This window comes from Citrobacter sp. A316 (genome assembly GCF_002042945.1).
Taxonomy (GTDB): domain Bacteria; phylum Pseudomonadota; class Gammaproteobacteria; order Enterobacterales; family Enterobacteriaceae; genus Citrobacter; species Citrobacter portucalensis.
Genome location: NZ_MVFZ01000011.1, coordinates 1 through 26,788, shown reverse-complemented (window position 1 = coordinate 26,788; position 26,788 = coordinate 1). Strand labels below are relative to the sequence as shown.

At 51.1% G+C, this 26,788-nt stretch carries 25 protein-coding genes; 13 read left to right on the top strand and 12 right to left on the bottom strand.

The window, feature by feature from the left end; all coding sequences use genetic code 11:
* The first annotated feature begins 60 nt into the window (after positions 1–60).
* Together mltA and tcdA are read left to right on the top strand one after the other, a co-directional pair.
* Entirely contained in the window at positions 61–1,158 is a 1,098-nt protein-coding gene (gene mltA, locus BZK41_RS14510) for a murein transglycosylase A (protein ID WP_003034021.1), read from the top strand.
* A 109-nt stretch (positions 1,159–1,267) separates the two neighbouring features.
* Positions 1,268–2,074 (top strand): tRNA cyclic N6-threonylcarbamoyladenosine(37) synthase TcdA, encoded by an 807-nt coding sequence (gene tcdA, locus BZK41_RS14505; protein ID WP_079938595.1) that lies wholly within the window; start codon positions 1,268–1,270, stop codon positions 2,072–2,074.
* A gap of 77 nt (positions 2,075–2,151) precedes the next feature.
* Here the strand turns inward: tcdA and csdE are convergent, their stop codons facing one another.
* Both csdE and csdA read right to left on the bottom strand, forming a co-directional pair.
* Positions 2,152–2,598: a cysteine desulfurase sulfur acceptor subunit CsdE gene (gene csdE, locus BZK41_RS14500; protein ID WP_079938594.1), complete on the bottom strand. Its 447-nt coding sequence runs from the start codon at positions 2,596–2,598 to the stop codon at positions 2,152–2,154.
* A complete protein-coding gene (gene csdA, locus BZK41_RS14495; RefSeq protein WP_079938593.1) occupies positions 2,598–3,803 on the bottom strand; it encodes a cysteine desulfurase CsdA in 1,206 nt (401 codons plus the stop codon). The genes csdE and csdA overlap by 1 nt, the downstream gene beginning before the upstream one ends.
* A 192-nt stretch (positions 3,804–3,995) precedes the next feature.
* Here csdA and BZK41_RS14490 point away from each other — a divergent pair, with 192 nt between their 5' ends.
* From BZK41_RS14490 to rlmM, 4 genes are all read left to right on the top strand, one after another.
* Positions 3,996–4,223, top strand: a complete 228-nt coding sequence (locus BZK41_RS14490; RefSeq protein ID WP_079938592.1) for a YgdI/YgdR family lipoprotein — start codon at positions 3,996–3,998, stop codon at positions 4,221–4,223.
* A gap of 365 nt (positions 4,224–4,588) precedes the next feature.
* Positions 4,589–5,506: a glycine cleavage system transcriptional regulator GcvA gene (gene gcvA / locus BZK41_RS14485; RefSeq protein ID WP_003034035.1), complete on the top strand. Its 918-nt coding sequence runs from the start codon at positions 4,589–4,591 to the stop codon at positions 5,504–5,506.
* 18 nt (positions 5,507–5,524) lie between these two features.
* Positions 5,525–5,920: a DUF423 domain-containing protein gene (locus BZK41_RS14480; RefSeq protein WP_003034037.1), complete on the top strand. Its 396-nt coding sequence runs from the start codon at positions 5,525–5,527 to the stop codon at positions 5,918–5,920.
* The gene (rlmM, locus tag BZK41_RS14475; RefSeq protein WP_063940941.1) at positions 5,913–7,013 is read left to right on the top strand and encodes a 23S rRNA (cytidine(2498)-2'-O)-methyltransferase RlmM; all 1,101 of its coding nucleotides are present in this window, start codon (positions 5,913–5,915) and stop codon (positions 7,011–7,013) included. The genes BZK41_RS14480 and rlmM overlap by 8 nt, the downstream gene beginning before the upstream one ends.
* A gap of 35 nt (positions 7,014–7,048) precedes the next feature.
* On the opposite strand, the gene fucR is transcribed toward rlmM, so the two are convergent.
* The 5 genes from fucR to fucP all read right to left on the bottom strand — a co-directional run bounded on the left by fucR (position 7,049) and on the right by fucP (position 12,902).
* Positions 7,049–7,777 carry an L-fucose operon activator gene (fucR, locus tag BZK41_RS14470; RefSeq protein ID WP_079938591.1) on the bottom strand — a complete coding sequence of 243 codons (729 nt, stop codon included), beginning with the start codon at positions 7,775–7,777 and terminating at the stop codon, positions 7,049–7,051.
* Between the two features lie 57 nt (positions 7,778–7,834).
* Positions 7,835–8,257, bottom strand: a complete 423-nt coding sequence (gene fucU / locus BZK41_RS14465) for an L-fucose mutarotase (protein WP_008785698.1) — start codon at positions 8,255–8,257, stop codon at positions 7,835–7,837.
* A gap of 1 nt (position 8,258) precedes the next feature.
* Positions 8,259–9,677, bottom strand: coding sequence for an L-fuculokinase (gene fucK, locus BZK41_RS14460; RefSeq protein WP_079938590.1), 1,419 nt, complete (start codon positions 9,675–9,677; stop codon positions 8,259–8,261).
* A 107-nt stretch (positions 9,678–9,784) separates the two neighbouring features.
* Positions 9,785–11,560: an L-fucose isomerase gene (gene fucI / locus BZK41_RS14455; protein WP_003825648.1), complete on the bottom strand. Its 1,776-nt coding sequence runs from the start codon at positions 11,558–11,560 to the stop codon at positions 9,785–9,787.
* A 31-nt stretch (positions 11,561–11,591) separates the two neighbouring features.
* Positions 11,592–12,902: an L-fucose:H+ symporter permease gene (gene fucP / locus BZK41_RS14450; protein ID WP_079938589.1), complete on the bottom strand. Its 1,311-nt coding sequence runs from the start codon at positions 12,900–12,902 to the stop codon at positions 11,592–11,594.
* Between the two features lie 563 nt (positions 12,903–13,465).
* Here fucP and fucA point away from each other — a divergent pair.
* Complete coding sequence (fucA, locus tag BZK41_RS14440) at positions 13,466–14,113, top strand: L-fuculose-phosphate aldolase (protein WP_003825656.1); 648 nt, start codon at positions 13,466–13,468, stop codon at positions 14,111–14,113.
* Positions 14,114–14,124: 11 nt separating this feature from the next.
* Positions 14,125–15,273 (top strand): lactaldehyde reductase, encoded by a 1,149-nt coding sequence (gene fucO / locus BZK41_RS14435; protein WP_079938588.1) that lies wholly within the window; start codon positions 14,125–14,127, stop codon positions 15,271–15,273.
* A gap of 76 nt (positions 15,274–15,349) precedes the next feature.
* Here the strand turns inward: fucO and xni are convergent, their stop codons facing one another.
* The 5 genes from xni to queF form a co-directional block, all read right to left on the bottom strand.
* Complete coding sequence (xni, locus tag BZK41_RS14430; RefSeq protein WP_079938587.1) at positions 15,350–16,105, bottom strand: flap endonuclease Xni; 756 nt, start codon at positions 16,103–16,105, stop codon at positions 15,350–15,352.
* Positions 16,106–16,273: 168 nt separating this feature from the next.
* Entirely contained in the window at positions 16,274–17,641 is a 1,368-nt protein-coding gene (locus BZK41_RS14420) for an L-serine ammonia-lyase (RefSeq protein WP_003034070.1), read from the bottom strand.
* 53 nt (positions 17,642–17,694) lie between these two features.
* On the bottom strand, positions 17,695–18,984 hold the full coding sequence (locus BZK41_RS14415) for an HAAAP family serine/threonine permease (protein WP_079938586.1): 1,290 nt from the start codon (positions 18,982–18,984) through the stop codon (positions 17,695–17,697).
* Between the two features lie 561 nt (positions 18,985–19,545).
* Positions 19,546–20,910 (bottom strand): nucleotide 5'-monophosphate nucleosidase PpnN, encoded by a 1,365-nt coding sequence (gene ppnN / locus BZK41_RS14410; protein ID WP_079938585.1) that lies wholly within the window; start codon positions 20,908–20,910, stop codon positions 19,546–19,548.
* 113 nt (positions 20,911–21,023) lie between these two features.
* Positions 21,024–21,872 (bottom strand): NADPH-dependent 7-cyano-7-deazaguanine reductase QueF, encoded by an 849-nt coding sequence (queF, locus tag BZK41_RS14405; RefSeq protein ID WP_079938584.1) that lies wholly within the window; start codon positions 21,870–21,872, stop codon positions 21,024–21,026.
* A 68-nt stretch (positions 21,873–21,940) separates the two neighbouring features.
* Between queF and syd the strand changes: the two genes are divergently transcribed.
* From syd to BZK41_RS27560, 5 genes are all read left to right on the top strand, one after another.
* Complete coding sequence (gene syd, locus BZK41_RS14400; protein WP_079938583.1) at positions 21,941–22,486, top strand: SecY-interacting protein; 546 nt, start codon at positions 21,941–21,943, stop codon at positions 22,484–22,486.
* Positions 22,487–23,118: 632 nt separating this feature from the next.
* A complete protein-coding gene (locus BZK41_RS14395; RefSeq protein WP_003825670.1) occupies positions 23,119–23,448 on the top strand; it encodes a YqcC family protein in 330 nt (109 codons plus the stop codon).
* Positions 23,448–24,230 carry a tRNA pseudouridine(65) synthase TruC gene (gene truC, locus BZK41_RS14390; protein WP_079938582.1) on the top strand — a complete coding sequence of 261 codons (783 nt, stop codon included), beginning with the start codon at positions 23,448–23,450 and terminating at the stop codon, positions 24,228–24,230. The genes BZK41_RS14395 and truC overlap by 1 nt, the downstream gene beginning before the upstream one ends.
* Positions 24,231–24,249: 19 nt before the next feature.
* Complete coding sequence (locus BZK41_RS14385) at positions 24,250–24,699, top strand: flavodoxin (RefSeq protein WP_008785690.1); 450 nt, start codon at positions 24,250–24,252, stop codon at positions 24,697–24,699.
* 323 nt (positions 24,700–25,022) lie between these two features.
* On the top strand, positions 25,023–26,693 hold the full coding sequence (locus tag BZK41_RS27560; protein ID WP_253193764.1) for a hypothetical protein: 1,671 nt from the start codon (positions 25,023–25,025) through the stop codon (positions 26,691–26,693).
* Positions 26,694–26,788 lie beyond the last annotated feature (95 nt).

The following is a 26,788-nucleotide window of genomic DNA, read 5'->3' as shown; positions in this document are numbered from 1 at the left end:
TCATTAGGTACGGGGGTTTGTTATCTTCGTCTCGCATTCAGGCAATATAAGACGAGAACAATGAAAGGACGTTGGGCAAAATATCTTCTGGCGGGAGCAGTAGTCGCGATGCTCGCCGCGTGTTCCTCAAAACCCACCGATCGTGGGCAGCAGTATAAAGACGGGAAATTTACCCAGCCTTTCTCACTGGTGAACCAGCCTGATGCGGTTGGCGCACCAATTAATGCCGGTGATTTCGCCGAGCAGGTTAATCAGATTCGCAGCGCTTCGCCACGTTTGTACGGTAACCAGAGCAACGTCTACAACGCTATCCAGCAATGGTTACGGGCGGGCGGTGATACGCGCAGCATGCGCCAGTTTGGTATTGATGCCTGGCAAATGGAAGGGGCGGACAACTACGGTAACGTCCAGTTTACCGGCTACTACACACCGGTTATCCAGGCGCGCCATACGCGCCAGGGCGAGTTTCAGTATCCTATCTATCGCATGCCGCCAAAACGTGGGCGCTTACCATCTCGTGCCGAGATCTACGCGGGCGCGCTAAGCGACAATTATATTCTGGCATACAGCAACTCCCTGATGGATAACTTCATTATGGATGTTCAGGGCAGTGGTTACATCGATTTTGGCGATGGCAGCCCGCTCAACTTCTTTAGCTATTCTGGGAAAAACGGCCACGCCTATCGCAGTATCGGTAAAGTGCTTATCGACCGTGGCGAAGTGAAAAAAGAAGATATGTCGATGCAGGCTATCCGCCATTGGGGTGAAACGCACAGCGAAGCCGAAGTGCGTGAGCTGCTGGAGCAGAACCCATCGTTTGTCTTCTTTAAACCGCAATCTTTTGCTCCGGTAAAAGGGGCCAGCGCGGTGCCGCTGATTGGCCGCGCATCCGTAGCTTCTGACCGCAGTATCATTCCTGCGGGCACAACGTTACTGGCGGAAGTCCCGTTACTGGACAATAACGGTAAGTTTACCGGCCAGTACGAACTGCGTCTGATGGTGGCGTTAGATGTGGGTGGGGCTATTAAAGGGCAACACTTCGATATCTATCAGGGCATTGGCGCTGACGCCGGACACCGTGCCGGGTGGTATAATCACTACGGTCGCGTATGGGTACTAAAAACAGCGCCGGGTGCGGGTAACGTGTTCAGCGGTTAATTGCCGGATGGCGCTATCGCTTGTCAAGCCTGCATTATTGAGTAGGCCTGATAAGGCGTAGCCGACATCAGGCAGTCAGACTGCTCGGTATTAATGAATTTGAGGTTCTATGTCTGTGGTTATTAGCGATGCCTGGCGCCAACGTTTTGGCGGTACGGCACGTCTGTATGGCGAAAATGCGTTGCAGTTGTTTGCTCAATCGCACGTTTGCGTGGTCGGGATTGGCGGAGTAGGGTCATGGGCGGCGGAAGCGCTGGCGCGAACCGGCATTGGCGCCATCACGCTTATCGATATGGATGATGTGTGCGTCACCAATACAAACCGCCAGATCCATGCGCTGCGTGATAACGTCGGCCAGGCAAAAGCTGAAGTGATGGCGGAGCGTATCCGACAGATTAACCCGGAGTGTCGGGTGAATGTGGTCGATGATTTTGTTACGCCAGATAACGTTGCTGAATATATGAATGCGGGATTTACGTATGTTATCGATGCGATTGATAGCGTGCGTCCAAAAGCGGCACTCATCGCGTATTGTCGGCGTAACAAAATTCCGCTGGTGACCACCGGTGGTGCGGGCGGACAGATCGATCCTACGCAAATTCAGGTCGTTGATTTGGCAAAAACCATCCAGGATCCGCTGGCGGCCAAGCTACGTGAGCGGCTGAAAAGCGATTTTGGCGTGGTGAAAAACAGCAAAGGCAAGCTGGGCGTGGACTGCGTGTTCTCGACCGAAGCGCTGGTTTACCCGCAGGCGGATGGCTCGGTATGTGCGATGAAAGCGACGGCGGAAGGGCCGAAGCGTATGGATTGTGCGTCCGGATTTGGTGCGGCCACTATGGTGACTGCCACCTTTGGCTTTGTTGCCGTCTCCCATGCGCTGAAGAAGATGATGGCGAAAGCGGCGCGTCAGGCCTGATTGTGTCGGATGGCGCTATGCTTATCCGACCTACGGTTCGTGCAGTATTGTAGGCCGGATAAGACGCATCAGCGCCGTCATCCGGCTTTCTGAGCAGCCTCAAGAATAGCTTCGTTAAGAGCATGCAGGCCCTGGCTACGCGAGGCGCTGAGCTGCGCGCGTAAACCCAGTTCGTCAAATAACGCCATCGGCGAACGCGCCAGTAACTCGGCTGCCGTTTTACCTTCGACCGCGGTGAGTAATACCGCCAACAGCCCGCGTACTATTCGACCTTCGCTGTCACCGAAGAAATGCAGAGTGCCATTCTCATGAAAAGTATGCCCCAGCCAGACGCGGTTTTCGCAGCCCGAAATTTCTTTGGCCTGCGCCTTTAGCACATCCGGGAGCGCCGGCAACTGCTTACCCAGCAGAATCAGCTGGCGATATTTATCTTCCCACTGAGTAAGCGGGAGAAAGGTATTGCGTAACGTCTCTTCGGTTACGGTTGTGCCAAACGGGTGTCCGGCGAACAGAGGGCTTGTCATTAATCCACCAATATTTCCAGCGCGCGGTCGACGGCTGCGACCAACGCATCCACATCGCTTTGCGTATTATAAGGGGCAAATGAGGCGCGTAGTGTTCCGGATACGCCCAGTTCCGCCAGCAGCGGTTGTGCGCAGTGTTGTCCCGCGCGTAGCGCAATGCCATATTCGGCCAGCAGAGTGACCATATCGCTGTGATGAACACCCGCGAAATCAAAGGCTAACAGACTGGAGTCCTGGCAGCGGAAGGAACGAAAGCCAGGGCGTTTCGCCAGGGCATCTTCTGCCAGCGTCGCCAGACCCCGGCTCCAGTTTTCGGCCTGCGCAACGTCGACTTCCGCCAGCCATTCGAGCGCCGCGCTTAGCCCGATAACGCCAGCAACGTTAGGCGTACCGGCTTCCAGCTTCCATGGTGCGGGCTGGGTGGTGAAACCGTCAAAACTGACTTCGCTAATCATCTTACCGCCCCCAAGCCAGGGAGACATTGCTTCCAGCAGTTCCGGTTTACCGTACAGCACGCCAATGCCGGTGGGGCCATACAGCTTATGGCCAGAGAACGCATAGAAATCAATATCCAACTGCTGTACATCGGCAGGGTAATGCACAATTCCCTGGGCGCCATCAACCATCACCACCATGCCAGCCGTATGGGCGAGCGTAATAGCGCGGGCCAGATCCGGGCAGCCACCGGTGACGTTCGACATCTGCCCGAGCGCCAGAATGCGGCTGCGCGGGGTAATGAGTTGTGTGAGGCGCTCAACGTCTGGCAATAAATGGGGGTTGAGTGGGAGTTTGACGACCTTAGCCCCCGTTTGCTCCGCCACCATCAGCCAGGGAACGAGGTTGGCGTGATGTTCCGCTGCGCTAACGATAATCTCATCACCCGGTTGAAGGCGTGGACGTGCATAGCTTTGGGCAACCATGTTGATCGCTTCCGTTGTGCCGCGAGTCCAGACGATGGTTTTGTCATCCGACGCATTAATCAGGTGTGCGACTTTTTCCCGCGCGGCTTCATAGCGAGCGGTCAGGCGCTGGGCTTCGGCAAACTGGCTGCGGTGGACGTTTCCGGCGCTCAGGCTATAAAACTGGTGGGTAGCCTCGATCACCGCCTGCGGCTTCAGTGCTGTAGCAGCGCTGTCGAGATAGACGCCAGCATCGTTGAGTGCGGGAAATTGTGCGCGAAACTGCGCAGGGTTAAAAGCGTTCATGGTATTCCTCAGTTCAGTAAACCGATCGTGGCGCAAAAAGGGCATTGATACAAGGGTTGTGCTAACCATCGGAATACTCTGGATATCCTGGCAAAGCCCGCTCAGTGTCTTATGCTAAATAGCGTTAGGCGAACAATTTTGCCTGTTACGGAGTATGTTTTTAATAGCATAAATCGCTTTAAGGAGAAGAAGATGAAAAAGACTGCCGCCATAATTTCTGCCTGTATGCTGACTTTTGCCCTGAGCGCCTGTTCTGGTTCGAATTACGTGATGCACACCAATGATGGTCGATCAATCGTAGCTGATGGTAAGCCACAGACCGATAATGAGACGGGGATGATTTCGTATAAAGACGCTAATGGCAACAAACAGCAGATTAACCGTACTGACGTGAAAGAGATGGTAGAACTGGAGAAATAATAGCCGGTCGGCCATCGACAAAACGTGGACAAAAAAAAGCACCGCAATTTGGCGGTGCTACATTAATCACTATGGACAGACAGGGTAAATGTACAGGAAGTGAAAAAGGGTAGCTTTGCTACCATGGTCTGAATCGCAGACCAATTGCAAACACAACAACACAACATCACAACCGTAAGCCAAAAGCCCACCAGAACACGCATTCCGATAAAACTTTTCGTTCCGGCTTCAGGAAGTGCCGCCACTATAGGTATTTGCTGGTAGAACCTCAACGGACAATTTATAATGGCTCAGATAAAAAAAACTAATAGGTTACAGCCTGTTAGCTAATTGTTAAATTCATTTAACATCAAAGCCTAAAAGTCATGTCAAAACGATTACCACCCTTAAATGCGTTGCGTGTTTTTGATGCTGCAGCGCGTCATTTGAGCTTTACTCGCGCAGCAGAAGAGCTTTTTGTGACGCAGGCCGCAGTAAGTCACCAAATCAAGTCACTTGAGGATTTTTTGGGGCTAAAACTGTTTCGTCGACGCAATCGATCTTTGCTGTTAACGGAAGAAGGTCAAAGCTACTTTCTCGACATTAAAGAGATTTTTTCGCAATTAACTGATGCGACGCGTAAACTTCAGGCACGCAGTGCAAAAGGTGCGCTTACCGTTAGTTTATTGCCCAGTTTTGCGATCCAATGGCTGGTGCCCAGACTCTCTAGCTTTAACTCAGCTTATCCGGGAATCGATGTCAGGATCCAGGCGGTGGACCGTCAGGAAGACAAACTGGCTGATGATGTTGATGTGGCGATTTTCTACGGACGCGGCAACTGGCCGGGTCTGCGCGTGGAAAAATTGTACGCAGAATATTTATTGCCGGTCTGCTCTCCGCTGTTGCTTACCGGTGATAAACCGCTAAAGACACCGGACGACCTGGCAAAACACACTTTATTGCACGATGCTTCACGACGAGACTGGCAAGCCTATACGCGCCAGCTTGGCCTGAATCATATCAACGTACAGCAAGGACCTATCTTCAGCCATAGCGCCATGGTGCTACAGGCTGCAATCCATGGACAGGGGATCGCACTGGCTAACAACGTCATGGCGCAGTCCGAAATTGAAGCCGGACGCCTGGTCTGTCCGTTTAACGATGTTCTGGTCAGCAAAAACGCATTTTATCTGGTTTGTCATGACAGTCAGGCAGAACTGGGTAAAATAGCCGCCTTCCGTCAGTGGATTCTGGCGAAAGCGGCCACGGAACAAGAAAAATTCCGCTTTCGTTATGAACAATAATTTACGTAGGGTATTCAAATGACCAGCCGTTTTATGCTGATTTTTGCCGCCGTAAGTGGCTTTATCTTTGTGGCGTTGGGCGCCTTTGGGGCACATGTTCTGAGTAAAACCCTCGGTGTTGTTGAAATGGGGTGGATCCAGACCGGCCTTGAGTATCAGGCGTTTCATACGCTGGCTATCTTTGGCCTGGCCGTCGCGATGCAACGGCGCATTAGTATTTGGTTTTACTGGAGTAGCGTGTTTCTGGCATTAGGTACAGTGCTGTTTAGCGGCAGCCTGTATTGTCTCGCGCTCTCTCATTTACGCCTGTGGGCGTTTGTTACCCCTGTCGGCGGCTTCAGCTTCCTCGTAGGCTGGGCGCTGATGTTAGTGGGCGCTATTCGATTGAAACGTAAGGGCGTTAGCCATGAATAAGGTTGTATTGTTGTGTCGCCCAGGTTTTGAAAAAGAGTGCGCCGCAGAGATTACGGATAAAGCAGGACGCCGGGAAATCTTCGGTTTTGCCCGCGTGAAAGACAATGCGGGTTACGTCATCTTCGAATGCTATCAGCAGGATGATGCTGAAAAGTTAGTGAAAGAGTTGCCGTTTAGTTCGCTGATTTTTGCCCGTCAAATGTTTGTGGTGGGCGAGCTGCTGCAATACTTACCGCCGGAAGATCGCATTACGCCGATCGTTGGCATGTTGCAGGGCGTGGTGGAAAAGGGTGGCGATCTACGAGTAGAAGTTGCCGACACCAATGAAAGCAAAGAGCTGGTTAAATTTTGCCGTAAATTTACCGTACCGTTGCGTGCAGCGCTGCGCGAAGCGGGCGTACTGGCAAAATATGAAACGCCAAAGCGTCCGGTGGTTCACGTCTTCTTTATCGCCCCTGGCTGTTGTTATACCGGCTATTCCTGGCCTGACAATAACTCACCGTTTTACATGGGGATTCCGCGTCTGAAGTTTCCAGCCGATGCGCCGAGCCGTTCAACGCTCAAGCTGGAAGAAGCGCTGCACGTGTTTATCCCTGCCGATGAATGGGATGAGCGTCTGGCGAACGGAATGTATGCGGTGGATTTAGGGGCCTGCCCGGGCGGATGGACCTATCAGCTGGTTAAACGCAACATGTGGGTTTACTCCGTGGATAACGGTCCGATGGCGCAAAGCCTGATGGATACCGGACAGGTCACCTGGCTGCGCGAAGACGGATTTAAGTACCGTCCGAATCGCAACAATATTTCGTGGATGGTCTGCGATATGGTGGAGAAGCCGGCGAAGGTTGCCGCGCTGATGGCACAATGGCTGGTCAACGGCTGGTGTCGTGAGACGATCTTCAACCTCAAGCTGCCGATGAAAAAACGCTACGAAGAGGTATCGCAGAACCTGGCTTACATTCAGACTCAGCTTGATGAACACGGCGTAAACGCCCAGATTCAGGCGCGTCAGTTGTATCATGACCGTGAAGAAGTAACTGTTCACGTGCGTCGTCTGTGGGCTGCCGTCGGTGGTCGTCGCGACGAGCGATAAGGCTACAATCCAGGCCGGATGGCGGCGTAATCGCCCTATTCAGCCTGGATTGCTTCAATCAGCTGTGTATCTGAAACAATATGCGTCACATCATCCAGATGCCCAATTCTGGCCTCTCCCGAACGATTAAATTTACTTTTATCGATCAGCAATAAAGATTGCGATGCTCGCTTAAGCAGAATGGATTTGAAGTCTGCGTTGGTTGCATTTGAGTCCCAGAGCGCGCCGTCGCTGTCGATCCCTTCGCAGGAAAAAATAAACAGGTCAATCTCGAGTGGTTTTAGCTGCGAGATAAGCGAGGGATTAACGTAGCAACCGTATTTGCGCTCGAGGCGACCGCCAGAGCTGATAAGCTGAATGTGTTCACGTTTAGCCAATTCCTGGCAGATGGGCTGGCTGTTGGTAAAAACGTGAATGTTGATGTCCGGTAACTGTCGCGCCAGATACCAGCAGGTAGAGCTGGCGTCTAAGGCAATCACCATACCTTCTTCAATCCATGCCAACGCTTCCCTGGCGATATCCGCTTTGTGTGCATAGTGGCTTTTGAGTCGAATATGAAATGGGTCACCGCTGTCCTGATTTTCCCGGTGAATAACTTTGGCCCGACCGTGGTTGCGTAATACTTTTCCCTGGGCCTGTAACTCGCTGAGATCGCGGCGGATGGTCTCTTTGCTGACGTTAAGCTGCAAAGCCAGGGCTTCGGTTGTCAGGCTTTTGTGGTTAGTAAGCAGATCTACGATTGCCTGCTGGCGCGCCGCTTTCATGTTCTGATCCTCATCTTATGATGAATGCCCGTACCTGACGGGCATTCTGACCAGAGATTACGGCGTTACCCCTTTTTTTAAAAGAATATTCCCGTACTTTGCCCGCTCTCCTGTGATAACGATCGCAAACGCCTTTTGTGCTCGCTCGTAAAAGGCGTAGCGGTCAATACGCGTGATATCGGGGCATGGGGTTTGCAATGAAAGCGCCTGACGATAGCGAGTCTCAACGTCAGGATCGAGAGTGTCGCCTTCAACCGCGGCCATCATCACCAGCGGTGGGGCGTAGCTGTCCAGTTCAAATAGCGGAATAAGCGCCCGCAGCAGATCGCTGACCAGCAGACCGTCAGCGCGGATTACCTGCGGTCCCATGCTGTTGGCCGGGAAGTGGGCATCGGAAAAGATAATCTCATCGCCGTGTCCCATTTCGGCCAGCACTTTAAGTAAGTCGGGGGAAATTAAGGGAGATATCGTTTTAAGCATGTTACTCGACTCCTGTGAGTTCGGATTCGGTTTGCGGATAGAAGTAACGGTACTGATAGCGCACCTGTTCGCGTGCCTGCTGCGGGGAGGTAAATTCCCCGATGCCTGACCAGGCAAACATTGCCGCACCCGCCACGGTGGTTTCGGCATCATCCAGCACTTTGACAGGGATCCCGAGCACGTTTGCTTTGATTTGGTTCCACAAGATGTTGCGGCTGCCCCCGCCAACTAATAGCAGTTCAGTGGCCTGGAAATGGCCGATTTTTTCCAGCGTTTGCAGATTCCGCTGCAGCTGTTCTGTCAGTCCTTCCAGCGCGGCGCGATAAAAGTGCCCACGAGTCGTATTGAGGGTAACCCCTTGCCAGCCCGCATTCTGACAGGCCAGCAGGTCGCAGTGCATCTTCACCCCTTCGGCACCAGCGGGAATATCCCGAGCTTCATCAATCAACGTTTGCCAGGGCGTGTCGGCGGTCCATAAAAGCTTACGAACCCATTCAAGCACGCCGGAAGCCAGCCACTGCATACCGGGATTGTTAAGCCCTGGCTGGCTATCCAGCTCACAGGTGGAGCCCGCATAATGGCTGAGCAGGGAGGTATTTACCTGCGCACTGCGCACCATCAGAATTTCCCATGTGCCGGAAGAGAGTACCGGTTCATCCTGTTGGGCTCCTGCGCCAAATAGCGCAAATTGTGTGTCGTGTCCGGCAGAGATGACCGGAATACCCTCTGGAAGTCCGAGCTGGCTGGCGGCCTCGCGTTGCAGTACTCCAATTTGTTCGCCTGCTTCAACCAGGCGCGGAAACAGGCGACGCGGTATGCCTGTTGCCTGCAAAATGTCCTGGCTGAAATCACGTTGCTGGATATCCAGCATCTGGCTGGTTCCCGCCATGGTGATGTCAGTTGTGAACTCGCCGGTTAAACGTTGGTTGATAAGCGACGAGATAAACAGCCAGGCGTGCGCCTGTTCCAGTAATTGCGGGTGGTTCTCTTTCAGCCACACCAGTTTGTACAGCGTATTGAAGCTAAACGCGCCAACGCCGGAGATTTCCTGCAGTTGCTGCGGTGACATGTAGTGATGGATATTCTCCATTACCGCTGCGGTACGTGGGCATTTCCAGCTGATCACCGGATACAGTTGTTTGCCGTTCTTATCTACTAATGCGCCGTCCACGCCGAAGGTGGTGACGGCGATCCCGCGAATTTGGCAGGTGGCCAGTTGTGAGGAAAGCCGCTGACAGCAGTCGGCAAAGCGTTGCAGAATGGCCTCCAGCGACCATTGGTGCCAGGCACTGTTTTCTGCGGCGATGTCACTGGCATTCGGGGTCGCTGCGCGGGCGACAATCTTTCCCTGTCGGTCAACGGCAATGGCCCGAACGTTGGTCGCGCCACAGTCGAGAACCAGAATAACCTCTTGTTTCATAATTGCTCCTGGGAGATTACCTGTTGCCGGATGGCGGCTTCGCCTTATCCGGCCTACAAAACCGTGTGCTTCGTAGGCCGCGCCGCCATCAGGCAATCGCTCGATGTTTAACGCTTATACAGCGGACCGTAGTTCTGGCAAGCGCGGTAATCCTGACCTTCCGTATCCATACCGTGGGCGGCCCAGGAGGAAGGACGATAAATTTTCTCGTCTTCCACGTTGTGCATGCACACCGGGATACGCAGCATGGCGGCCAGAGTGATGAAGTCCGCACCTACGTGACCAATCGTCAGCACCCCGTGGTTAGCGCCCCAGTTAGCCATGACGGAATAGACATCGCTGAACGGGCCTTTACCGGTTAAACGCGGGGCAAACCAGGTGGTCGGCCATGTGGAGTTGGTACGTGCATCAAGCTGGTCGTGCATATCTTTCGGCAATTCCACGCTCCAGCCTTCCGCGATTTGCAGCACCGGTCCCAACCCTTTGATGATGTTGATACGGCTCATGGTGAACGGCACACCGCCTTCAGTCAGGAAGCGAGATGAGTAACCGCCCCCGCGGAAGTATTCGTGAATAGCCGGGCACCATTCGGTTGCCGCCAGGCATTCATCCGCCTCTTTCTGCGAGATTTCCCAGTGCGGTTTCATGGTCGGTTTACCTTCGCTGTCGCGCTGTTTGCAGGAACCGTCCAGTGCCGCAGAACCGGAGTTAATCAGGTGAATGATGCCGTGCTCAGCAAGGCCGGTCAGTGGTTTCCCCGTGACGCGTTCAACCGCCTCTGGCGACCAGTAGGTGCGCACATCGGCAAAGACCTGAGCCGTGCCGGTGAGTTGATGGCCGAACAGCATCGCCACGCCGTTCAGGCTGTCGTTTTCGGTCGCGACAACGAACGGTTCACGAACGCCATTCCAGTCAAAGGAGCTGTTGAGCAACGCTTCGGCGGTATCGCCATTTGGGTATTGATCGGTCCAGTGACGCTGGCCCTGGAAGCCTGCGGCGATCGCGTTATAGCCCAGGGATTCTTCGACCAGACCTTTGTCTGCCAGCTTTTTGTTACCCTGCATCATGTCGCGAATGCACATGGCCATCAGCAGGCTTTCTTTCAGCACTGCGCGGCTTTGTTCTGCGTTACGCTTATATTGCTGCGCGTTCTGATCTTCGCCGTAGCGGAAGTTTTTGTCCGCCCACGCCAGCGCCATTTCCAGCTCGGTTTCATCATAGATTTTCTGGTCAATGCGACGACGCAGCTCGGTCATATCAACTGCCTGCACCTTCATACCCAGCCAGGATTCAAAGAAGTTATGGTCGACGATAGAACCGGCGATGCCCATTGATACACCGCCGACAGACAGGTAGCTTTTACCTTTCATACTGGCGACCGCTAAGCCTGCACGGGCAAAGCGCAGCAGTTTCTCTTCAACATCGGCAGGGATAGATGTGTCGTCTGCATCCTGTACGTCATGACCATAGATGGAGAAGGCAGGAAGTCCTTTTTGGCTGTGAGCTGCCAGCGCGGCGGCCAGGTAAACCGCCCCCGGACGTTCCGTGCCGTTGAAGCCCCAGATCGCTTTCGGGCGCATCGGATCCATGTCGATGGTTTCACTGCCGTAGCACCAACATGGGGTAACGGTAATCGTCACGCCAACGTTCTGGCTGCTGAATTTTTCTTCACAGGCCGCGGATTCCGCCATGCCGGCGATACAGGTATCGGCAATCACACATTCGATTTGTGCGCCGCAGGCATGACGAAGTTTTTCAGTGATAAGCGCTGCGGTAGCTTTAGCCATATTCATGGTTTGCTCTTCGAGCGACTCACGTACACCCATACGACGTCCGTCAATAACCGGGCGAATACCAATTTTTGGTAAGCTGATTTTTTTCATCACAGATTCCTCACGTTATTCGGATAAATATTCAGTTGGCTGCCGTTTGTGAACGGAAGCGGGCAAAAATAAAGATGATGGCGAAGCAAAGCGCCGGGACCAGTTCAGCTGTCGGGATATTGCCAGCGGCATCGCTGACAAAGCCCATCACCGGGGTCACAATGCCGCCGCCAATGATGGTCATGACGATAAAAGACGAGCCGTATTTGGTGTCTTGTCCCAGATTTTTGATCCCCAGAGAAAAAATGGTTGGGTACTGAATCGACATAAATGCACTGCACAACGTCAGGGCCAGCAGGCCGATCTGACCACCGGTGAAGGCGGAAATCAGGCACAGGATCATGGCAAGCAGGGCATATGCGGCCAGTACTTTATGTGGCGCAAAGCGACTGATAAGCCAGGTGCCGGAGAAACGACCGATAAAGAAGCACACCATGGTGCCGGTCAGGTAGTTGGCGGCGAAACCTGGCGTCATGCCTGGGATCTCTTCGATTGCGTAGCGAATCAGGTAGCTCCAGCAGGCAGTTTGTGCACCGACGTAGCAGAACTGCGCCAGTACCGCCCAACGCCAGTGGCGAATGCGCACCAGGCGGGAAAGGGACGCGGAGAATGAACTCTGAGCGTTGTCACTGTGGTCGTCACTTTGCAGGGTCGGAAACTTGGTAAACATGATCAGCAGGGCGACCAGCAAAACGACCGCGACGATGATCATATAAGGGGTTTGAACCGATAACACCAGGCTGTGCTTGTAGGCGCTTAGCTGTTCTGGCGCCATCTTATCGAGTACTTCTTGAGATTGATGTGGCACATTAGACAAAATAAGACTTTGCCCAAAAACAACCGCAATAATGGCACCGAATGAGTTAAAAGTTTGCGCGAGATTTAATCGGAAGTGACCACCGCTTTCCGGGCCCAGTACGGTTACAAAAGGGTTGGCAGCCGTTTCCAGACAACCTAAGCCCGCCGCAATAATAAACAGGCCAATCAGGAATAAGGTGTAATTCATTACCTCAGCCGCTGGCCAGAATAATGCTGCACCGATAGCATATAAGAATAATCCGGTAATAATGCCTGCTTTATAACTTAGTTTTTTCATCAGGATCCCAGCTGGGATTGGAATGACGAAATAACCAAAATAAAAAGCAGATTGAATCAGACCAGCCTGAAAGTTTGTTAATGTAAAAGCTTGCTGAAATTGTGGTAATAAAATGTCATTAAGATTATTGGCAACGGCCCAAAGAAAAAACAGTGAACAGAGTAACGCGAAGGGAATGACATAATTTTTTGTCTGCCCCCGCTCTACCGCATGAAAACTTTGTGCTTGTATTGATGTGTTTCCCATAGCATCCTCATCAGTTCATAAGCATGTTCAACAGCTTAAGAGTACGATTGGTGATTTTTACCAACCTGCTAATCCAGGTGAGTTCCAGTAATCTGCCAGATAAAATTGGCCTTCATGAATGAACTCATGAATTCATTTTCAAATAAAAACCGGCCATTAATATGATGGTGGTCACATTTGTGCTCAGGGCGTGGGTTTATGTGATTATCATCACTTTAATTTCTTTAAAATAATGACCGTTTGAGAAAAATAAATTAAAAAGCCACAGAGATAATGCCCGAATTAATTAGTTAAGTGGAAAACGGGCAATGGTAACAATTTATTCGCAAATGACCGTTTTACAATGGTTTTATTAAGAACGGACATTTTGCAATTGCAATATTATGCCTGCATGTTTTTATTCAGCGTTATTAGTTGATGAACATCACAAAATCCAGTGCTAAAAATTCCCTTCTCTTTATTCAGCATGATGATAGTTAGCAAATACCCGCTTAAATCAACAGAGCGTCGAGGTATTAGCAATGTTCTGTTGTCGCATTTTGACTCACTGAGAGAGGTAAGTAATGGAACGAAATACGCTGGCACGGCAGATTATCAATACCTGCCTGGAAATGACCCGTCTGGGGTTGAATCAGGGGACTGCGGGTAATGTAAGTGTGCGTTACCAGGACGGGATGTTAATTACCCCGACGGGTATTCCCTATGACAAACTCACCGAATCCCACATTGTGTACATCAATGCTGAGGGGCAGCACGAAGAAGGGAAATTACCTTCCAGCGAGTGGCGGTTCCATATGGCCGCTTATCAGACGCGTCCCGATGCTCAGGCGGTGGTTCATAATCATGCCGTGCATTGTACTGCTGTTTCTATTCTCAATCGGCCAATCCCGGCAATCCATTACATGATTGCGGCGGCTGGCGGTAACTCAATTCCCTGTGCGCCATATGCGACGTTTGGCACGCGTGAGCTTTCCGAGCACGTTGCAGTCGCGCTGAAAAACCGAAAAGCAACGCTGTTGCAGCATCATGGGCTGATCGCTTGCGAAGAAAATCTGGAAAAAGCCCTGTGGTTAGCGCATGAAGTGGAAGTGCTGGCGCAGCTTTATCTCAGCACGCTGGCGATTACCGATCCGGTTCCGGTACTGGACGATGAGGCTATCGCTATTGTGCTGGAAAAATTCAAAACATATGGATTGCGTATTGAAGAATAGGAGATAAAACGATGGCGAACAGAATGATTCTGAACGAAACGGCATGGTTTGGTCGGGGAGCTGTTGGCGCATTAACCGATGAAGTTATTCGTCGCGGGTATCGCAAGGCGTTGATTGTGACCGATAAAAATCTGGTGCAGTGCGGCGTTGTTGAGAAGGTGACTTCCCGAATGGATGCTGCAGGTCTGGCATGGGAAATCTATTCAGGCGTTATTCCTAATCCAACCATTGCGGTAGTGCAGGAAGGATTGAGTGTCTTTCAGCAAAGTGGCGCAGACTATCTGATAGCCATTGGCGGAGGCTCCCCGCAGGATACCTGTAAAGCGATTGGCATTATCAACAATAACCCGGAGTTTGCGGATGTACGCAGCCTTGAAGGGTTATCGCCGACACGCTTCCCGAGCGTGCCGGTTATGGCTATCCCAACCACCGCGGGAACAGCGGCGGAAGTGACCATTAACTACGTGATCACTGACGAAGAGAATCGGCGTAAGTTTGTTTGTGTCGATCCACATGATATCCCACAGGTGGCGTTCATCGATGCAGACATGATGGACGGCATGCCTGCTGCATTAAAAGCGGCTACTGGCGTAGATGCACTGACTCATGCCATTGAAGGTTACATCACTCGGGCGGCGTGGGCGCTTACCGATGCGCTGCACATTAAAGCCATTGAAATTATTGCCGGGTCATTACGCGGTTCTGTTGCGGGCGACAGCCAGGCGGGTGAAGCGATGGCCCTGGGCCAGTACGTTGCCGGGATGGGTTTCTCCAACGTAGGTCTGGGATTAGTGCATGGCATGGCACACCCGTTAGGCGCGTTCTACAACACGCCGCACGGCGTCGCGAATGCCATTTTACTGCCGCACGTGATGCACTATAACGCCGAATTCACCGGGGAAAAATTCCGTGATATCGCCCGGGTAATGGGGGTTAAGGTTGAAGGACTGACGCTGGCAGAAGCACGCAAAGCGGCGGTGGATGCCGTCTTCGCCCTTAATCGCGATGTAGGGATCCCACTGCATTTACGCGATGTGGGCGTCCGTAAAGAAGATATTCCTGCGCTGGCACAAGCCGCATTTGACGATGTTTGTACCGGGGGAAATCCGCGTGAAGCGAGCCTTGGGGATATCGTTGAGCTGTACCATACCGCCTGGTAATCACCTGGCGTTTATCTGGCCTACAGGGTTGTACGATAAGTAGGCCGGATAAGCGCAGCGCCATCCGGAAATAAGACTACCGTGCCAGCCGTAGCTGCTGTAAGTTTCCGTCGATATGTAAGTCCGTTTGCAGCCGCGCGATATCGCGGCACAAAAACGCCATCTCCCGATGTTCTTCGAGTTTCTTACGCCATTTCTCCGGTACGTCATCCAGGTGTTCATACAGCGCTTCTAGCGTTGGAAACTGCGCCAGCAGTTGTGTGGCGCTTTTAGGACCAATACCGGCAACCCCCGGTATTTTAGAACTGCTGATCCCGGCCAGTCCCCAGTAATCAGGCAGCTGTTGCGGCAGTACGCCGAACTCTTTCTCGATAAACGGCGCATCCAGCCAGCGTTTCTGGAAATAATCGCGAATACGCAGCGTTGGGGAGAGTAGCTGACAGTAGCCCTTATCGGTTGAGACGATAGTCGCCTGATGCCCTGCCTGGCTCACTTTCACCGCCAGAGTGGCGGCTAAATCATCGGCTTCATTCCCGCTGGAGACCCAGCAGCAGACACCGCGCTGTTCAAAAGCAGCGCGTAAGGCGGGCATTTCTTGGTATAAATCGTCAGGCATCGGCGGGCGACCTGCTTTGTAGTCAGGCAACCGTTGGTGACGCCAGCCGCTGTTGCGCGCTTCGTCATCAAATACCGCCACGGCGTGCGTGGGCTGACTGTGCACAATTAGCTGATCGAGCGCGTGCTGGCACGTCTCCACGCAGGGGGAGCCCTGTACGGCGTGAATACGGCGAATGAGATTCAGTGCATCAACAATGAGCAGGTGGACGGCCACGGTGTTCTCCCTAACAAATCAGTCTGTAGGGTAACATTCACGACGAGTGGAGGCGAGCATGCGAAATAGCGCTATTCGTAGGCCTGATAAGTGAAGCGCCATCAGGCAATAAAAGCCGGATGCGGCGAGCGCCTTATCCGGCCTACAGATACGAAAATGTGCTGAGAATTAATCGCAGGTGACAATCTTCATCGCCAGACCACCACGAGAGGTTTCGCGGTATTTGGCGTTCATGTCTTTACCGGTTTCGTACATGGTCTCGATAACTTTATCGAGGCACACGCGCGGTTCACTGGTACGGCGTAACGCCATACGTGCAGCGTTCACCGCTTTAACCGAAGCAATGGCGTTACGCTCAATGCACGGTACCTGAACCTGGCCAGCAACCGGATCGCAGGTCAGACCCAGGTTGTGTTCCATACCGATTTCTGCCGCGATGCACACCTGCATTGGGCTACCGCCCAGCAGTTCCGCCAGACCAGCCGCTGCCATGGAGCAGGCGACGCCAACTTCACCCTGACAGCCGACTTCGGCACCAGAGATAGAGGCGTTCATCTTGTATAGCGAACCAATAGCACTCGCGACCAGCATGTAGCGCGCCAGTGAGTTAGCGTTCACTTCACGGATAAACTTGTCGTAATACGCCAGTACGGCAGGAACAATCCCGCATGCACCGTTGGTTGGTGCAGTCACCACGCGTCCACCGGCTGCGTTTTCTTCGTTCACGGCCAGCGCGAACATGTTGATCCAGTCAACAACCGCCATCGGGTCGGTGGTGGTTTTGTCGCTGCTGACCAGCATACGACGCAGCGCAGCAGCACGACGCGGAACGCGCAGTTTGCCCGGCAATACGCCTTCGGTGGTGATACCGCGCTCAATCCCGCTACGCATCACTTCCCAGACGTTAGCAAAGTGCTGTTCCAGCTCTTCTTTGCTGTGCAGCGCCAGTTCGTTTTGCATCATCAGACCGGAAAGTGACAGACCGGTTTCCTGGCAATGACGTTGCAAATCAGCTGCGGATTTATACGGATATGGCACGTTTACCGGAGAGTTGTTCGGTAAACCAAAATGTTCTTCATCAACGATGAACCCACCGCCAATGGAATAGTAAGTCTGGCTGTAAATGGCTTTTTCGCCCGCCAGTGCGGTAATTCGCATCCCGTTTTCGTGGAGGGACAGATTGTCCGCATGGAAATTCATGCACTTGTCGACCGGGAACTCGACCTCATGTTGACCGTCTGCCAGCAGCAAACGCCCATGAGTATTCACATCCTGGATAAAGGACGGGATGGCATCAATGTCTACGGTATCCGGCAGATTACCCGCCAGGCCCATAATAATCGCGATGTCGGTATGGTGACCTTTTCCCGTCAAAGACAAAGAGCCATAGACATCAACCACTACGCGGGTTACGTCAGTGAGAATTCCGCGTGCAATCAGGTCATCCGTGAATTGTTTGCCTGCTTTCATCGGGCCAACAGTGTGGGAGCTGGAAGGGCCAATGCCGATTTTGAAAATATCGAATACGCTAATCATGAGGCGTCCATTGTGTATCGAGATGCGCCGCCCCGAAGAGCGGCGCAGGGGAATTAACTGAACAGAGAGTAGAAAATAGCGGAGATAGCGATCAGGCCCATAATCACAACGAAGACGTTGCTGATATGGCCGCTGTACTTACGCATTGCCGGTACTTTCTGAATGGCATACATCGGCATCAGGAACAGAATCATCGCGATGATTGGGCCACCCAGGGTCTCAATCATGCCGAGGATGCTTGGGTTCAGCGTCGCCACAATCCAGGTGGTTACCAGCATGAACAGCGCAGTGATTTTGTTCAGTTTATTGATTTCGATGGATTTGCCTTTGCCGCGCAGAGACTTAATCACCATACCATTGAAGCCTTCACGTGCGCCCAGGTAGTGGCCCAGGAAGGATTTGGTGATAGCGATAATCGCGATGATCGGTGCCATCCAGGCAATAATCGGCGCGTTAAAGTGGTTCGCCAGGTAAGACAGAATCGAGATGTTCTGCTCTTTCGCTGCTGCCAGGTCTGCCGGAGTCAGGCTGAATACGCAGCTGAAGACGAAGAACATAACGGTCAGTACCATCATGATGTGAGCGAATGCCAGAATCTTGGAGCATTTTTTCTCTGCTTCATCACCGTACTCTTCACGCTTCGCCACGGCGAAGGAGGAGATGATCGGGGAGTGGTTGAAGGAGAACACCATTACCGGAATTGCCAGCCACAGGGTCAACAACAGGCCGTTGCCGGTGGTTGCCGCAGAGTCAAAAGACAGGGTTTCCAGAATCGCACCGCTCCACTGAGGGATCAGGTACAGCGCCAGCAGCATCAGAGCCGCAACGAACGGGAATACCAGGATGCTCATCGCTTTAACGATCATCTGCTCACCGAAGCGCACGATGGTCATCATGCCGACAATCAGGATCAGAGACAGGATTGCGCGCGGCGGCGGCGTAATCGCCAGCTGGTGGGTCAGGAAGCTTTCAACCGTGTTGGTGATTGCTACGCTGTAAACCAACAGAATCGGGTAGATAGCGAAGAAGTAGAGCAGGGTAATCAGTTTACCCGCGCCAACGCCAAAGTGTTCTTCTACAACTTCGGTGATGTCTTCACCCGGATTTTTACCGGACAGCACAAAGCGAGTCAGACCGCGGTGTGCAAAGAAGGTCATTGGGAAGGCAAGGATTGCCATGATGATCAGCGGGATCAGACCGCCTACGCCTGCGTTAATCGGCAGGAACAATACACCCGCCCCAATCGCCGTGCCGTAAAGGCCCAGCATCCACATGGTGTCTGTCTTGCGCCATGCGCTGCGGGTCTGGCCCGTAACGATAGTGCTGGTTTGAGTGTTTTCCATCTATTTCTCCTGGAGGAAGCTTAAAAAGTCGGGTTTTGGGTCAATCCAATGAGAAAGTACCCGACTGTAAATCGAAATTCGTTGAGCGATTTTTATATAATTTTTCGCCGTAATAATTTTCGGGCGGAAAGATACATTTTAGTAATGAATGTATCAGTGATCGGGATCCCAAATGCAATAATCCACCTTTTATGTGGATAAATTTGGGCCATTAATCTGTTAAAAAATAGTCAAAGCGAATTTACGGGCGCGAAGGCTAACATTAACGACATATCTCATGAAAGCGAAGGCGCGAAGATAGGCGTGTTCAGCTGTAAAAACTGTTGTTTTTAGATGATTTCGGCGACTAATAATAATTTACTAAGATAAATCACGGTTGGTTTCTCAAGGTAATCGTTTGCGTGGCGCGCTGTTTTTAATGAATCATCACTGGTATTTATATGATTGTCAGAGCTATGTGACTGGTATCACTAAAAAAAGCCGGGAGGCAAATGCGCCAAACCCGGCTTTGATATGGACAAAACTGTCACCGCAATAGCATTTGCTGGCGGCTGTTGGAGGTTAGGCGCAGATCTCGTAGCAAGGGATATACGCAGAGCCTGGTAACTTCATACGATGTTGTGCAACAAAGCCCTGCAGGAGATCGTCCATGCGGCGCATCATTTCACGATCACCGTGGATTTTGTACGGGCCAAACTCTTCAATAGCGCGGATGCCAACTTCTTTCACGTTACCTGCCACAATACCGGAGAATGCACGACGTAAATCGGCCGCCAATACTTCAACGGGTTGATCCGGGTACAGCTTCAGGTTGGCCATGTTTTCATGGGACGGTTCGAACGGCATCTGCAGATCGGGCGCGATACGAATCGACCAGTTAAAGCTGTAAGCATCTCCTGTGTCGCGACGGTTTTCTTTCACCAGCGGCATCGCTTTTTTCATCAGACGCGCCACTTCTGCCGCATCGTCAATGATAATGCGATAGTGGCGACGCGCATCTTCCCCCAGCGTGTGCACGATAAATTCGTCCAGCACGCGGAAGTAATCCGCACTCTCTTTTGGTCCGGTCAGGATCAGCGGCAGCACTTGATCTTTGTTTGCCGGATTCATCAGAATCCCGAGCAGATACAGCAGTTCTTCTGCTGTCCCCACGCCGCCCGGGAAGATGATAATACCGTGGGCAATACGCACGAACGCTTCCAGACGTTTTTCAATGTCCGGCATGATGATCAGTTCGTTGACCAGCGGGTTAGGCGGTTCAGCGGCGATGATTGACGGTTCGGTCATGCCAATAAAGCGGCTGTCTTTGTATCGCTGCTGGGCGTGGCCGACCGCAGCGCCTTTCATTGGCGCTTCCATGGCTCCTGGGCCGCAGCCGGTGCAGATGTTCAGCTCACGCAGGCCCAGTTGAGTGCCGACGCGACGGGCATACAGGTACTCATTTTCGTTAATTGAGTGACCGCCCCAGCAGACAACCATGTTCGGTGCTTCACCGACATGTAGCGCCCGGGCATTTCGCAGAATTGAGAATACGAGGTTGGTAATATGCACCGAGCTTTCGAGAGCCAGATGCTGAAAACGACCAGCGTTATGAATCTGGCCATTGACGAACAGAATGTCGCGCAGCACGGCAAACAGGTTAGCCTGTAGCGCACGGATAATGCGTCCGTCAACAAACGCATCTTCAGGTGGGTTGATCAGTTCCAGCTTCACGCCCCGTTCGCGGCGCAGTACGTTAATATCGAAACTTTCAAAGCGTGACAGCAGTTCTTTGCTGTTGTCGGTCAAACTGCCGGAGTTCAGAACGGCAAGCGAACAGTTACGAAACAGTTGATACAGGTCGCTGCTGGCCGTGCGTTTAAGCATATCGACTTCCAGCTGCGACAACATGTCCATTGAGCCAAGCGGGCTAATATGTGTAATCAAGTAAACTCCTTATGGGACGCAACACGTCATTCCCTATTGATTACAATAGCCCTGGCTTATGACCTTTCACAACCTTGCGCGCGGAATCCGGCACGCAAAATTGAGAAAAAAGATTACTGACGTACCAGGCGACCCGTTGCCGGAGTGAAATCGGTGTTGGTGCGCCATGGGTTAATGTCCAGACCACCACGTCGCGTGTAGCGTGCGTAGACGCTCAGTTTCTCCGGCTGACAGAAACGCAGAATGTCATTGAAAATGCGCTCCACGCACTGCTCGTGAAATTCATTATGGTGGCGGAAGGAGACCAGATAACGCAGCAGCTTCTCCCTGTCGATTTTCCGTCCGCGATACTGAATTTGTATGGAGCCCCAGTCGGGCTGATGAGTAATCAGACAGTTGGATTTCAGTAGATGGCTGACCAGTGTCTCTTCCACTGCCTTTTCACCGCTCACGGCATTTTCCAGATACGCAGTGCTGAACTGGTAGTTGTCGATGACGATATCCTGATTGTCGATACAGGTCCCATTAAAGTGAGCTATCGGCTGCCCTTCCAGTTCGTCAAGGCGGTACAGCGCTACGCTGACATCGCCCTGAGCGCAGGCGCGAAGATCGTTTTCCAGTGTCTGGCGTACCGCATCCCAGGAATCAAAACGCGTCTGGTTAAAACTGTTCAGGTAAAGCTTAAAGCTTTTTGATTCAATCAGATTTACGCTGGTGTAATCCAGTTCCACGTGACCGACCGCGACCTGCGGTAAGCCGTTGGCATTCAGCCACGACAGTTCATACAGCGTCCAGATATCCGCACCGTGAAAAGGCAGGTTATCGGCCTTTAAATCCAGCGGGTCGCGATTCAGGCTGCGCGGAACGCCCTGCAACAGACTTGCATCGTAATTGTCTCGGTAATCCGTTGATTTACCGAGAGTCAGGCAGTTAAGCGCCTGATGATTTTCATAAGAGGACATGTTTCACCGTCATAAACCAGATACACTATGCGACAAGTGTATCCTGGCTTTTGTAAAGAGAGAAATCAGTGGACGAATTGACAGCGCAGGCGTTGAAAGCCTTTACGACGCGTTATTGCGACGCATGGCATGAAAAAAACAACAGTTGGCCGCTCAGCGAAGAGCCTTATGGCGTACCTTCTCCGTGCATCATTTCTTCCACAGACGATGCCGTATTTTGGCAGCCTCAACCTTTTGTCGGCGAAAATAACCTCAATGCGGTTGAACGGGCCTTTGATATTGTGGTACAACCCGCTGTTCACGCTTTTTACACCACCCAGTTTGCTGGCGATATGCACGCGCAGTTTGCGGATGAAAAGCTGACGCTGCTGCAAACCTGGAGTGAAGATGACTTCAGGCGCGTTCAGGAAAACCTGATTGGTCATCTGGTTACGCAAAAGCGACTTAAGCTTTCGCCTACGCTTTTTATTGCCACACAAGATAATGAGCTTGACGTCATTTCGGTGTGCAATCTGTCCGGTGAAGTGTGCAAAGAAACGCTGGGCACCCGTAAACGAACGGTGCTGGCGGCCTCACTTGCGGAATTCCTCACTCAACTTAAGCCAGTTCTGTAATCCAGTTTGCCCTGAATCTTGTGAGAGATCTCTTACAAGCCCTGTAGGACATTGCCAGGTGATAAGTAAAGACTTAATGAATTGATAAAATAATAATTTATTATTATTCAACTGGTTAGTGTTTTATTGTCAACTTTCATACGAAAATAATCGTAAGAGTAAGCCTGTAAGCATCTTGTAAGACAAAGCGAAACAGGCGATTCTATATCTGTCGACAAGGAGTCGCACAACGAAGAGAACATCAGGATGATGGCTCTTCGCCAGGACACACCAGGACGGTGTTGCAAGGACAGGCTTCAGGACGAAGCAAAGAGGAAGACGCTGGATGCGTTAAAGGACACCTCCAGGATGGAGAATGAGAGCCGGTCAGGATGTTCGGCGGGTCTGGATGGCCAGGATACTTCAGGATGAAGTTTTCACATCGGGGTGATGTGAGCAGGATGCAAAAGTTCAGGATGAACACGGTCGCAAGACCACAGGAAAAGTTGTCACGGATGAGCAGGGAGCACTAAAAGTAGCTGGAATGCTGCGAAACGAACCGGGAGCACTGTTTTTACAGTGCTCCCTTTTTTTATTTCCCTCCACTAGTGCTATTCTTCGCGCCAGATTTTTTCATCATTGAGGTTAATTTCATGACGACTCATGACCGTGTGCGCCAGCAGTTGCACGCACTTGAAGCGCTACTGCGTGAACATCATCACTGGCGGATGGATGAGCCAGCAGAGCATCTGTTTACCAGTACGCAGCCTTTTTGTATGGATACCATGGAGCCCGTCGAGTGGCTGCAGTGGGTGTTGATTCCCCGCATGCATACGTTGATTGATAACGCGCAGCCGCTTCCGCAGGCATTTGCCGTCGCTCCGTATTATGAAATGGCGCTGGCAGCCGATCACCCGCAACGCGACATTCTCCTGGCGGCGTTGCAGGAGCTGGATGCGCTGTTTACAAGTGATAACGCCTGATGCTGGAAATTCTTTATCAGGACGAATGGCTGGTCGCCGTCAATAAACCTTCGGGCTGGTTGGTTCACCGCAGTTGGCTCGACCGGGATGAGAAAGTGGTGGTGATGCAAACGGTGCGCGACCAAATTGGTCAGCACGTATTTACCGCCCATCGACTCGACAGGCCAACCTCCGGCGTGCTGCTGATGGGACTGTCCAGCGAAGCCGGACGTTTGTTGTCCCAGCAGTTTGAACATCATCAAATTCAGAAACGCTATCATGCGATTGTGCGTGGCTGGCTGATGGATGATGCCGTGCTGGATTACCCGCTGGTCGAAGAGCTGGATAAGATTGCCGATAAGTTTGCCCGCGATGATAAAGGCCCGCAGCCTGCTGTCACCCATTATCGTGGCCTGGCAACGGTAGAAATGCCGGTAGCGACCGGGCGTTATCCAACTACCCGTTACGGGCTGGTGGAGCTGGACCCTAAAACCGGTCGCAAGCACCAGCTCAGACGCCATCTGGCGCACTTGCGCCATCCGATTATCGGCGACAGTAAGCATGGTGATTTGCGGCAAAATCGCAGCGCCGCAGAGCATTTTGGTTGTCAGCGATTGATGCTGCATGCCAGCCAGCTTGCGCTGACCCATCCTTTCACCGGCGAACCGCTGGTTATTCGCGCCGGGCTGGATGACGTCTGGATGCAGGCGCTATCACAGTTTAGCTGGCGTGGACTTCTCCCTGAGAATGAAAGGGTTGAGTTCAGCGGGCTGTCAGGTCAGGATGAGCAGATAGATTCTTAAGTCCCAGGAGATTACGGTTATGGCGGAAATTGGAATTTTTGTCGGCACGATGTACGGAAACGCGCTGCTGGTTGCCGAAGAGGCCGAAGCTATTTTGACGGCGCAGGGTCATAAAGCTACGGTGTTCGAAGATCCGGAGCTTAGCGACTGGCAGGCATATCAGGATAAATATGTGCTGGTAGTGACCTCAACGACCGGGCAGGGCGATCTGCCGGACAGCATCGTGCCGCTGTTTCAAGGGATTAAAGATAATCTCGGTTTCCAGCCAAATCTGCATTACGGTGTTATTGCGCTGGGCGACAGTAGCTACGTTAATTTCTGCAATGGCGGCAAACAGTTCGATGCTTTGTTGCAGGAACAAAGCGCCCACCGGGTAGGGGAAATGCTGCTGATTGATGCCAGCGAGCATCCTGAACCGGAAAGTGAATCCAATCCCTGGGTAGAAAACTGGGGAACTTTGCTTAAATAATCTCTCGCCCGGCGGCGATTTGCTTGCACGGGCCTGTAACAAATGATGGACATGGAGAGACCAATCTGATTATCAATAAGGAAAATTTTCTTTAATTTATCTGTATTATAAATACAATCGCATAGTTTTATTTCTAACCCGAATTTATACAAATTAAATTCGGGTTTTTTATTATTTATGATAGCAAAAGTACAAACAAGTAACCCAGTTATCATGCTTTAATAAAAACAGGCTTAAAAAACTGGGTTTTGTGAATGAATTAATGAGATGAATAAATGAGATAAAATGATAATAACGGAAATTATTAAACTAAGGAGGGGAACTTGTTTACTTTGTATAACACTCGGGATTTTAGCCAAAGTGCCAGATTAGAGGACTTTGAAAAAATAGTGTCACCTAAAGAAGGTCTTAGGCTAGCAAGGGTATATTATGAACTTGATAATAAAAATCAGCGCTCAGCTATAGTTGGTCTACCACAGAGGAAATGGAATGTAAACCAATATTCTTCCGTTGCGTATGAAAGCCCCACCAATGGTAGATCTAATCCCATTTATGATGAGATACAACACAAATTATACGTGGGCTGGATAATAGCGATTGATTGTGGTGAGCATTGGTCCTGGGACAGAAATCCTTTTTATTTTGATGAGGACGGAGAGTTAGTTTATGAACCATTTATGCCCGATGTATTCGACAGCATCTTCGAAGAGAGCGTAAGGAGAGCTTATCAGGAAACTCTCGACAGAGAACAGGGGAGAAAAACCAGGCCTACTCGAAAGATTGAGTATGGCGCACCAGGTTATATTGCACCCACACTAAAACCTCTTACCGTAGTACCAGGGCCTTCATGTCCGGTTGAAGAGGATAAACCGCCCCGCGAACCTGTAGATGCGGGATTTTGTGTACTGCCCTATGAGGCCACACCGTCATCTTTCGAATCCAGGTTTTTTATTAATCCTCCGGATGGTACACGTGAGTTATACCACAAGCTCAATCCAGATATAAAAAAACAACCGGGTTCAATTCTGCTTGTAGTTGATCCTGAAATGCAAGATCAGCAACAGATTGAAACATTGCAAAAAGCGCGTGATAGAATTGATAAAGCGCTTGCACCATTAACACTGCCAGAAGCCCGAGTGTTACACGAAAACAGAGCTTCCGTAGATATTTTTTCTTCACAATTATACAGCGATGCTTTAGGACAAAGCGGGGATATCCTGGGTTATATAAAGGATGCCGGTGGGGGGTATTATGAAGAAATAAATAAAACACTCAATGAAATACAGGAGCTTTATAAGAAAACATATAGTGGTAATTCTTGTCGTATTTCTGGAGAGGAGTTTTTTGGTCAAGGAGAACGGCTATTTAAAAAATTAGACGGTATTTTGAATAAATTCTCAAAAGAACAGCTAAATTTAAAACAATATGAAGATATAAAGCAGGTATTAGGTTTATCAACCAAATCGATTATGCATAAGTGGGATCAAACAGGAGTAAAAGATATTGAGGGGTATGCAAGCTATATAGAAACATCAGCGAAACTGATAAAAATAATGAGAACAACAGGCTATATAGGTGTTGGTCTTGATTTTGCGAGTTATACCACTAACGTTTATGAGGCTTGCGCAAAAGGACGTGAAAGCGAATGTAGAAAGGCAGCGATAACGGAGTACAGTAAATTCGGCCTCAAACAAACAGCAAGTTTTGCTGGCGGAGCTGCCGGGGGAATTATGGGGAGAGCCGCTTGTACATGGGTTCTGGGATTGATTACATCAGAAGCTGGAGGTATTGGCGCAAGTGTATGTCTGGTAAGTGGCATTGCTTCAAGTATTGCAGGAAGTAAATATTCGGAAAAAGTGGGTGAGAAACTAGGTGATAGGTTTGGTGGATTAGTGAATGACGATCTTGATAATCCAGAATTTAAACGATATGACCCAGATTCATTTAATGAAGCAGCAGGTGTCTTAATATATGAAAAAGTTTTTAACAGATAATCTAGATGTCATTAATATGAGCCTTGGCATAATGCTGGTTATTATAACGTTGATCTTAATACTTATGTCTTATGTAATAAATGATGAGAAGTATA

Bases quoted from the DNA above. Each gene is read 5' to 3' on its own strand.
- mltA (WP_003034021.1), top strand. From the start codon at position 61: ATGAAAGGACGTTGGGCAAAATATCTTCTGGCGGGAGCAGTAGTCGCG.
- tcdA (WP_079938595.1), top strand. From the start codon at position 1,268: ATGTCTGTGGTTATTAGCGATGCCTGGCGCCAACGTTTTGGCGGTACG.
- csdE (WP_079938594.1), bottom strand. From the start codon at position 2,598: ATGACAAGCCCTCTGTTCGCCGGACACCCGTTTGGCACAACCGTAACC.
- csdA (WP_079938593.1), bottom strand. From the start codon at position 3,803: ATGAACGCTTTTAACCCTGCGCAGTTTCGCGCACAATTTCCCGCACTC.
- BZK41_RS14490 (WP_079938592.1), top strand. From the start codon at position 3,996: ATGAAAAAGACTGCCGCCATAATTTCTGCCTGTATGCTGACTTTTGCC.
- gcvA (WP_003034035.1), top strand. From the start codon at position 4,589: ATGTCAAAACGATTACCACCCTTAAATGCGTTGCGTGTTTTTGATGCT.
- BZK41_RS14480 (WP_003034037.1), top strand. From the start codon at position 5,525: ATGACCAGCCGTTTTATGCTGATTTTTGCCGCCGTAAGTGGCTTTATC.
- rlmM (WP_063940941.1), top strand. From the start codon at position 5,913: ATGAATAAGGTTGTATTGTTGTGTCGCCCAGGTTTTGAAAAAGAGTGC.
- fucR (WP_079938591.1), bottom strand. From the start codon at position 7,777: ATGAAAGCGGCGCGCCAGCAGGCAATCGTAGATCTGCTTACTAACCAC.
- fucU (WP_008785698.1), bottom strand. From the start codon at position 8,257: ATGCTTAAAACGATATCTCCCTTAATTTCCCCCGACTTACTTAAAGTG.
- fucK (WP_079938590.1), bottom strand. From the start codon at position 9,677: ATGAAACAAGAGGTTATTCTGGTTCTCGACTGTGGCGCGACCAACGTT.
- fucI (WP_003825648.1), bottom strand. From the start codon at position 11,560: ATGAAAAAAATCAGCTTACCAAAAATTGGTATTCGCCCGGTTATTGAC.
- fucP (WP_079938589.1), bottom strand. From the start codon at position 12,902: ATGGGAAACACATCAATACAAGCACAAAGTTTTCATGCGGTAGAGCGG.
- fucA (WP_003825656.1), top strand. From the start codon at position 13,466: ATGGAACGAAATACGCTGGCACGGCAGATTATCAATACCTGCCTGGAA.
- fucO (WP_079938588.1), top strand. From the start codon at position 14,125: ATGGCGAACAGAATGATTCTGAACGAAACGGCATGGTTTGGTCGGGGA.
- BZK41_RS14420 (WP_003034070.1), bottom strand. From the start codon at position 17,641: ATGATTAGCGTATTCGATATTTTCAAAATCGGCATTGGCCCTTCCAGC.
- BZK41_RS14415 (WP_079938586.1), bottom strand. From the start codon at position 18,984: ATGGAAAACACTCAAACCAGCACTATCGTTACGGGCCAGACCCGCAGC.
- queF (WP_079938584.1), bottom strand. From the start codon at position 21,872: ATGTCCTCTTATGAAAATCATCAGGCGCTTAACTGCCTGACTCTCGGT.
- BZK41_RS14395 (WP_003825670.1), top strand. From the start codon at position 23,119: ATGACGACTCATGACCGTGTGCGCCAGCAGTTGCACGCACTTGAAGCG.
- truC (WP_079938582.1), top strand. From the start codon at position 23,448: ATGCTGGAAATTCTTTATCAGGACGAATGGCTGGTCGCCGTCAATAAA.
- BZK41_RS14385 (WP_008785690.1), top strand. From the start codon at position 24,250: ATGGCGGAAATTGGAATTTTTGTCGGCACGATGTACGGAAACGCGCTG.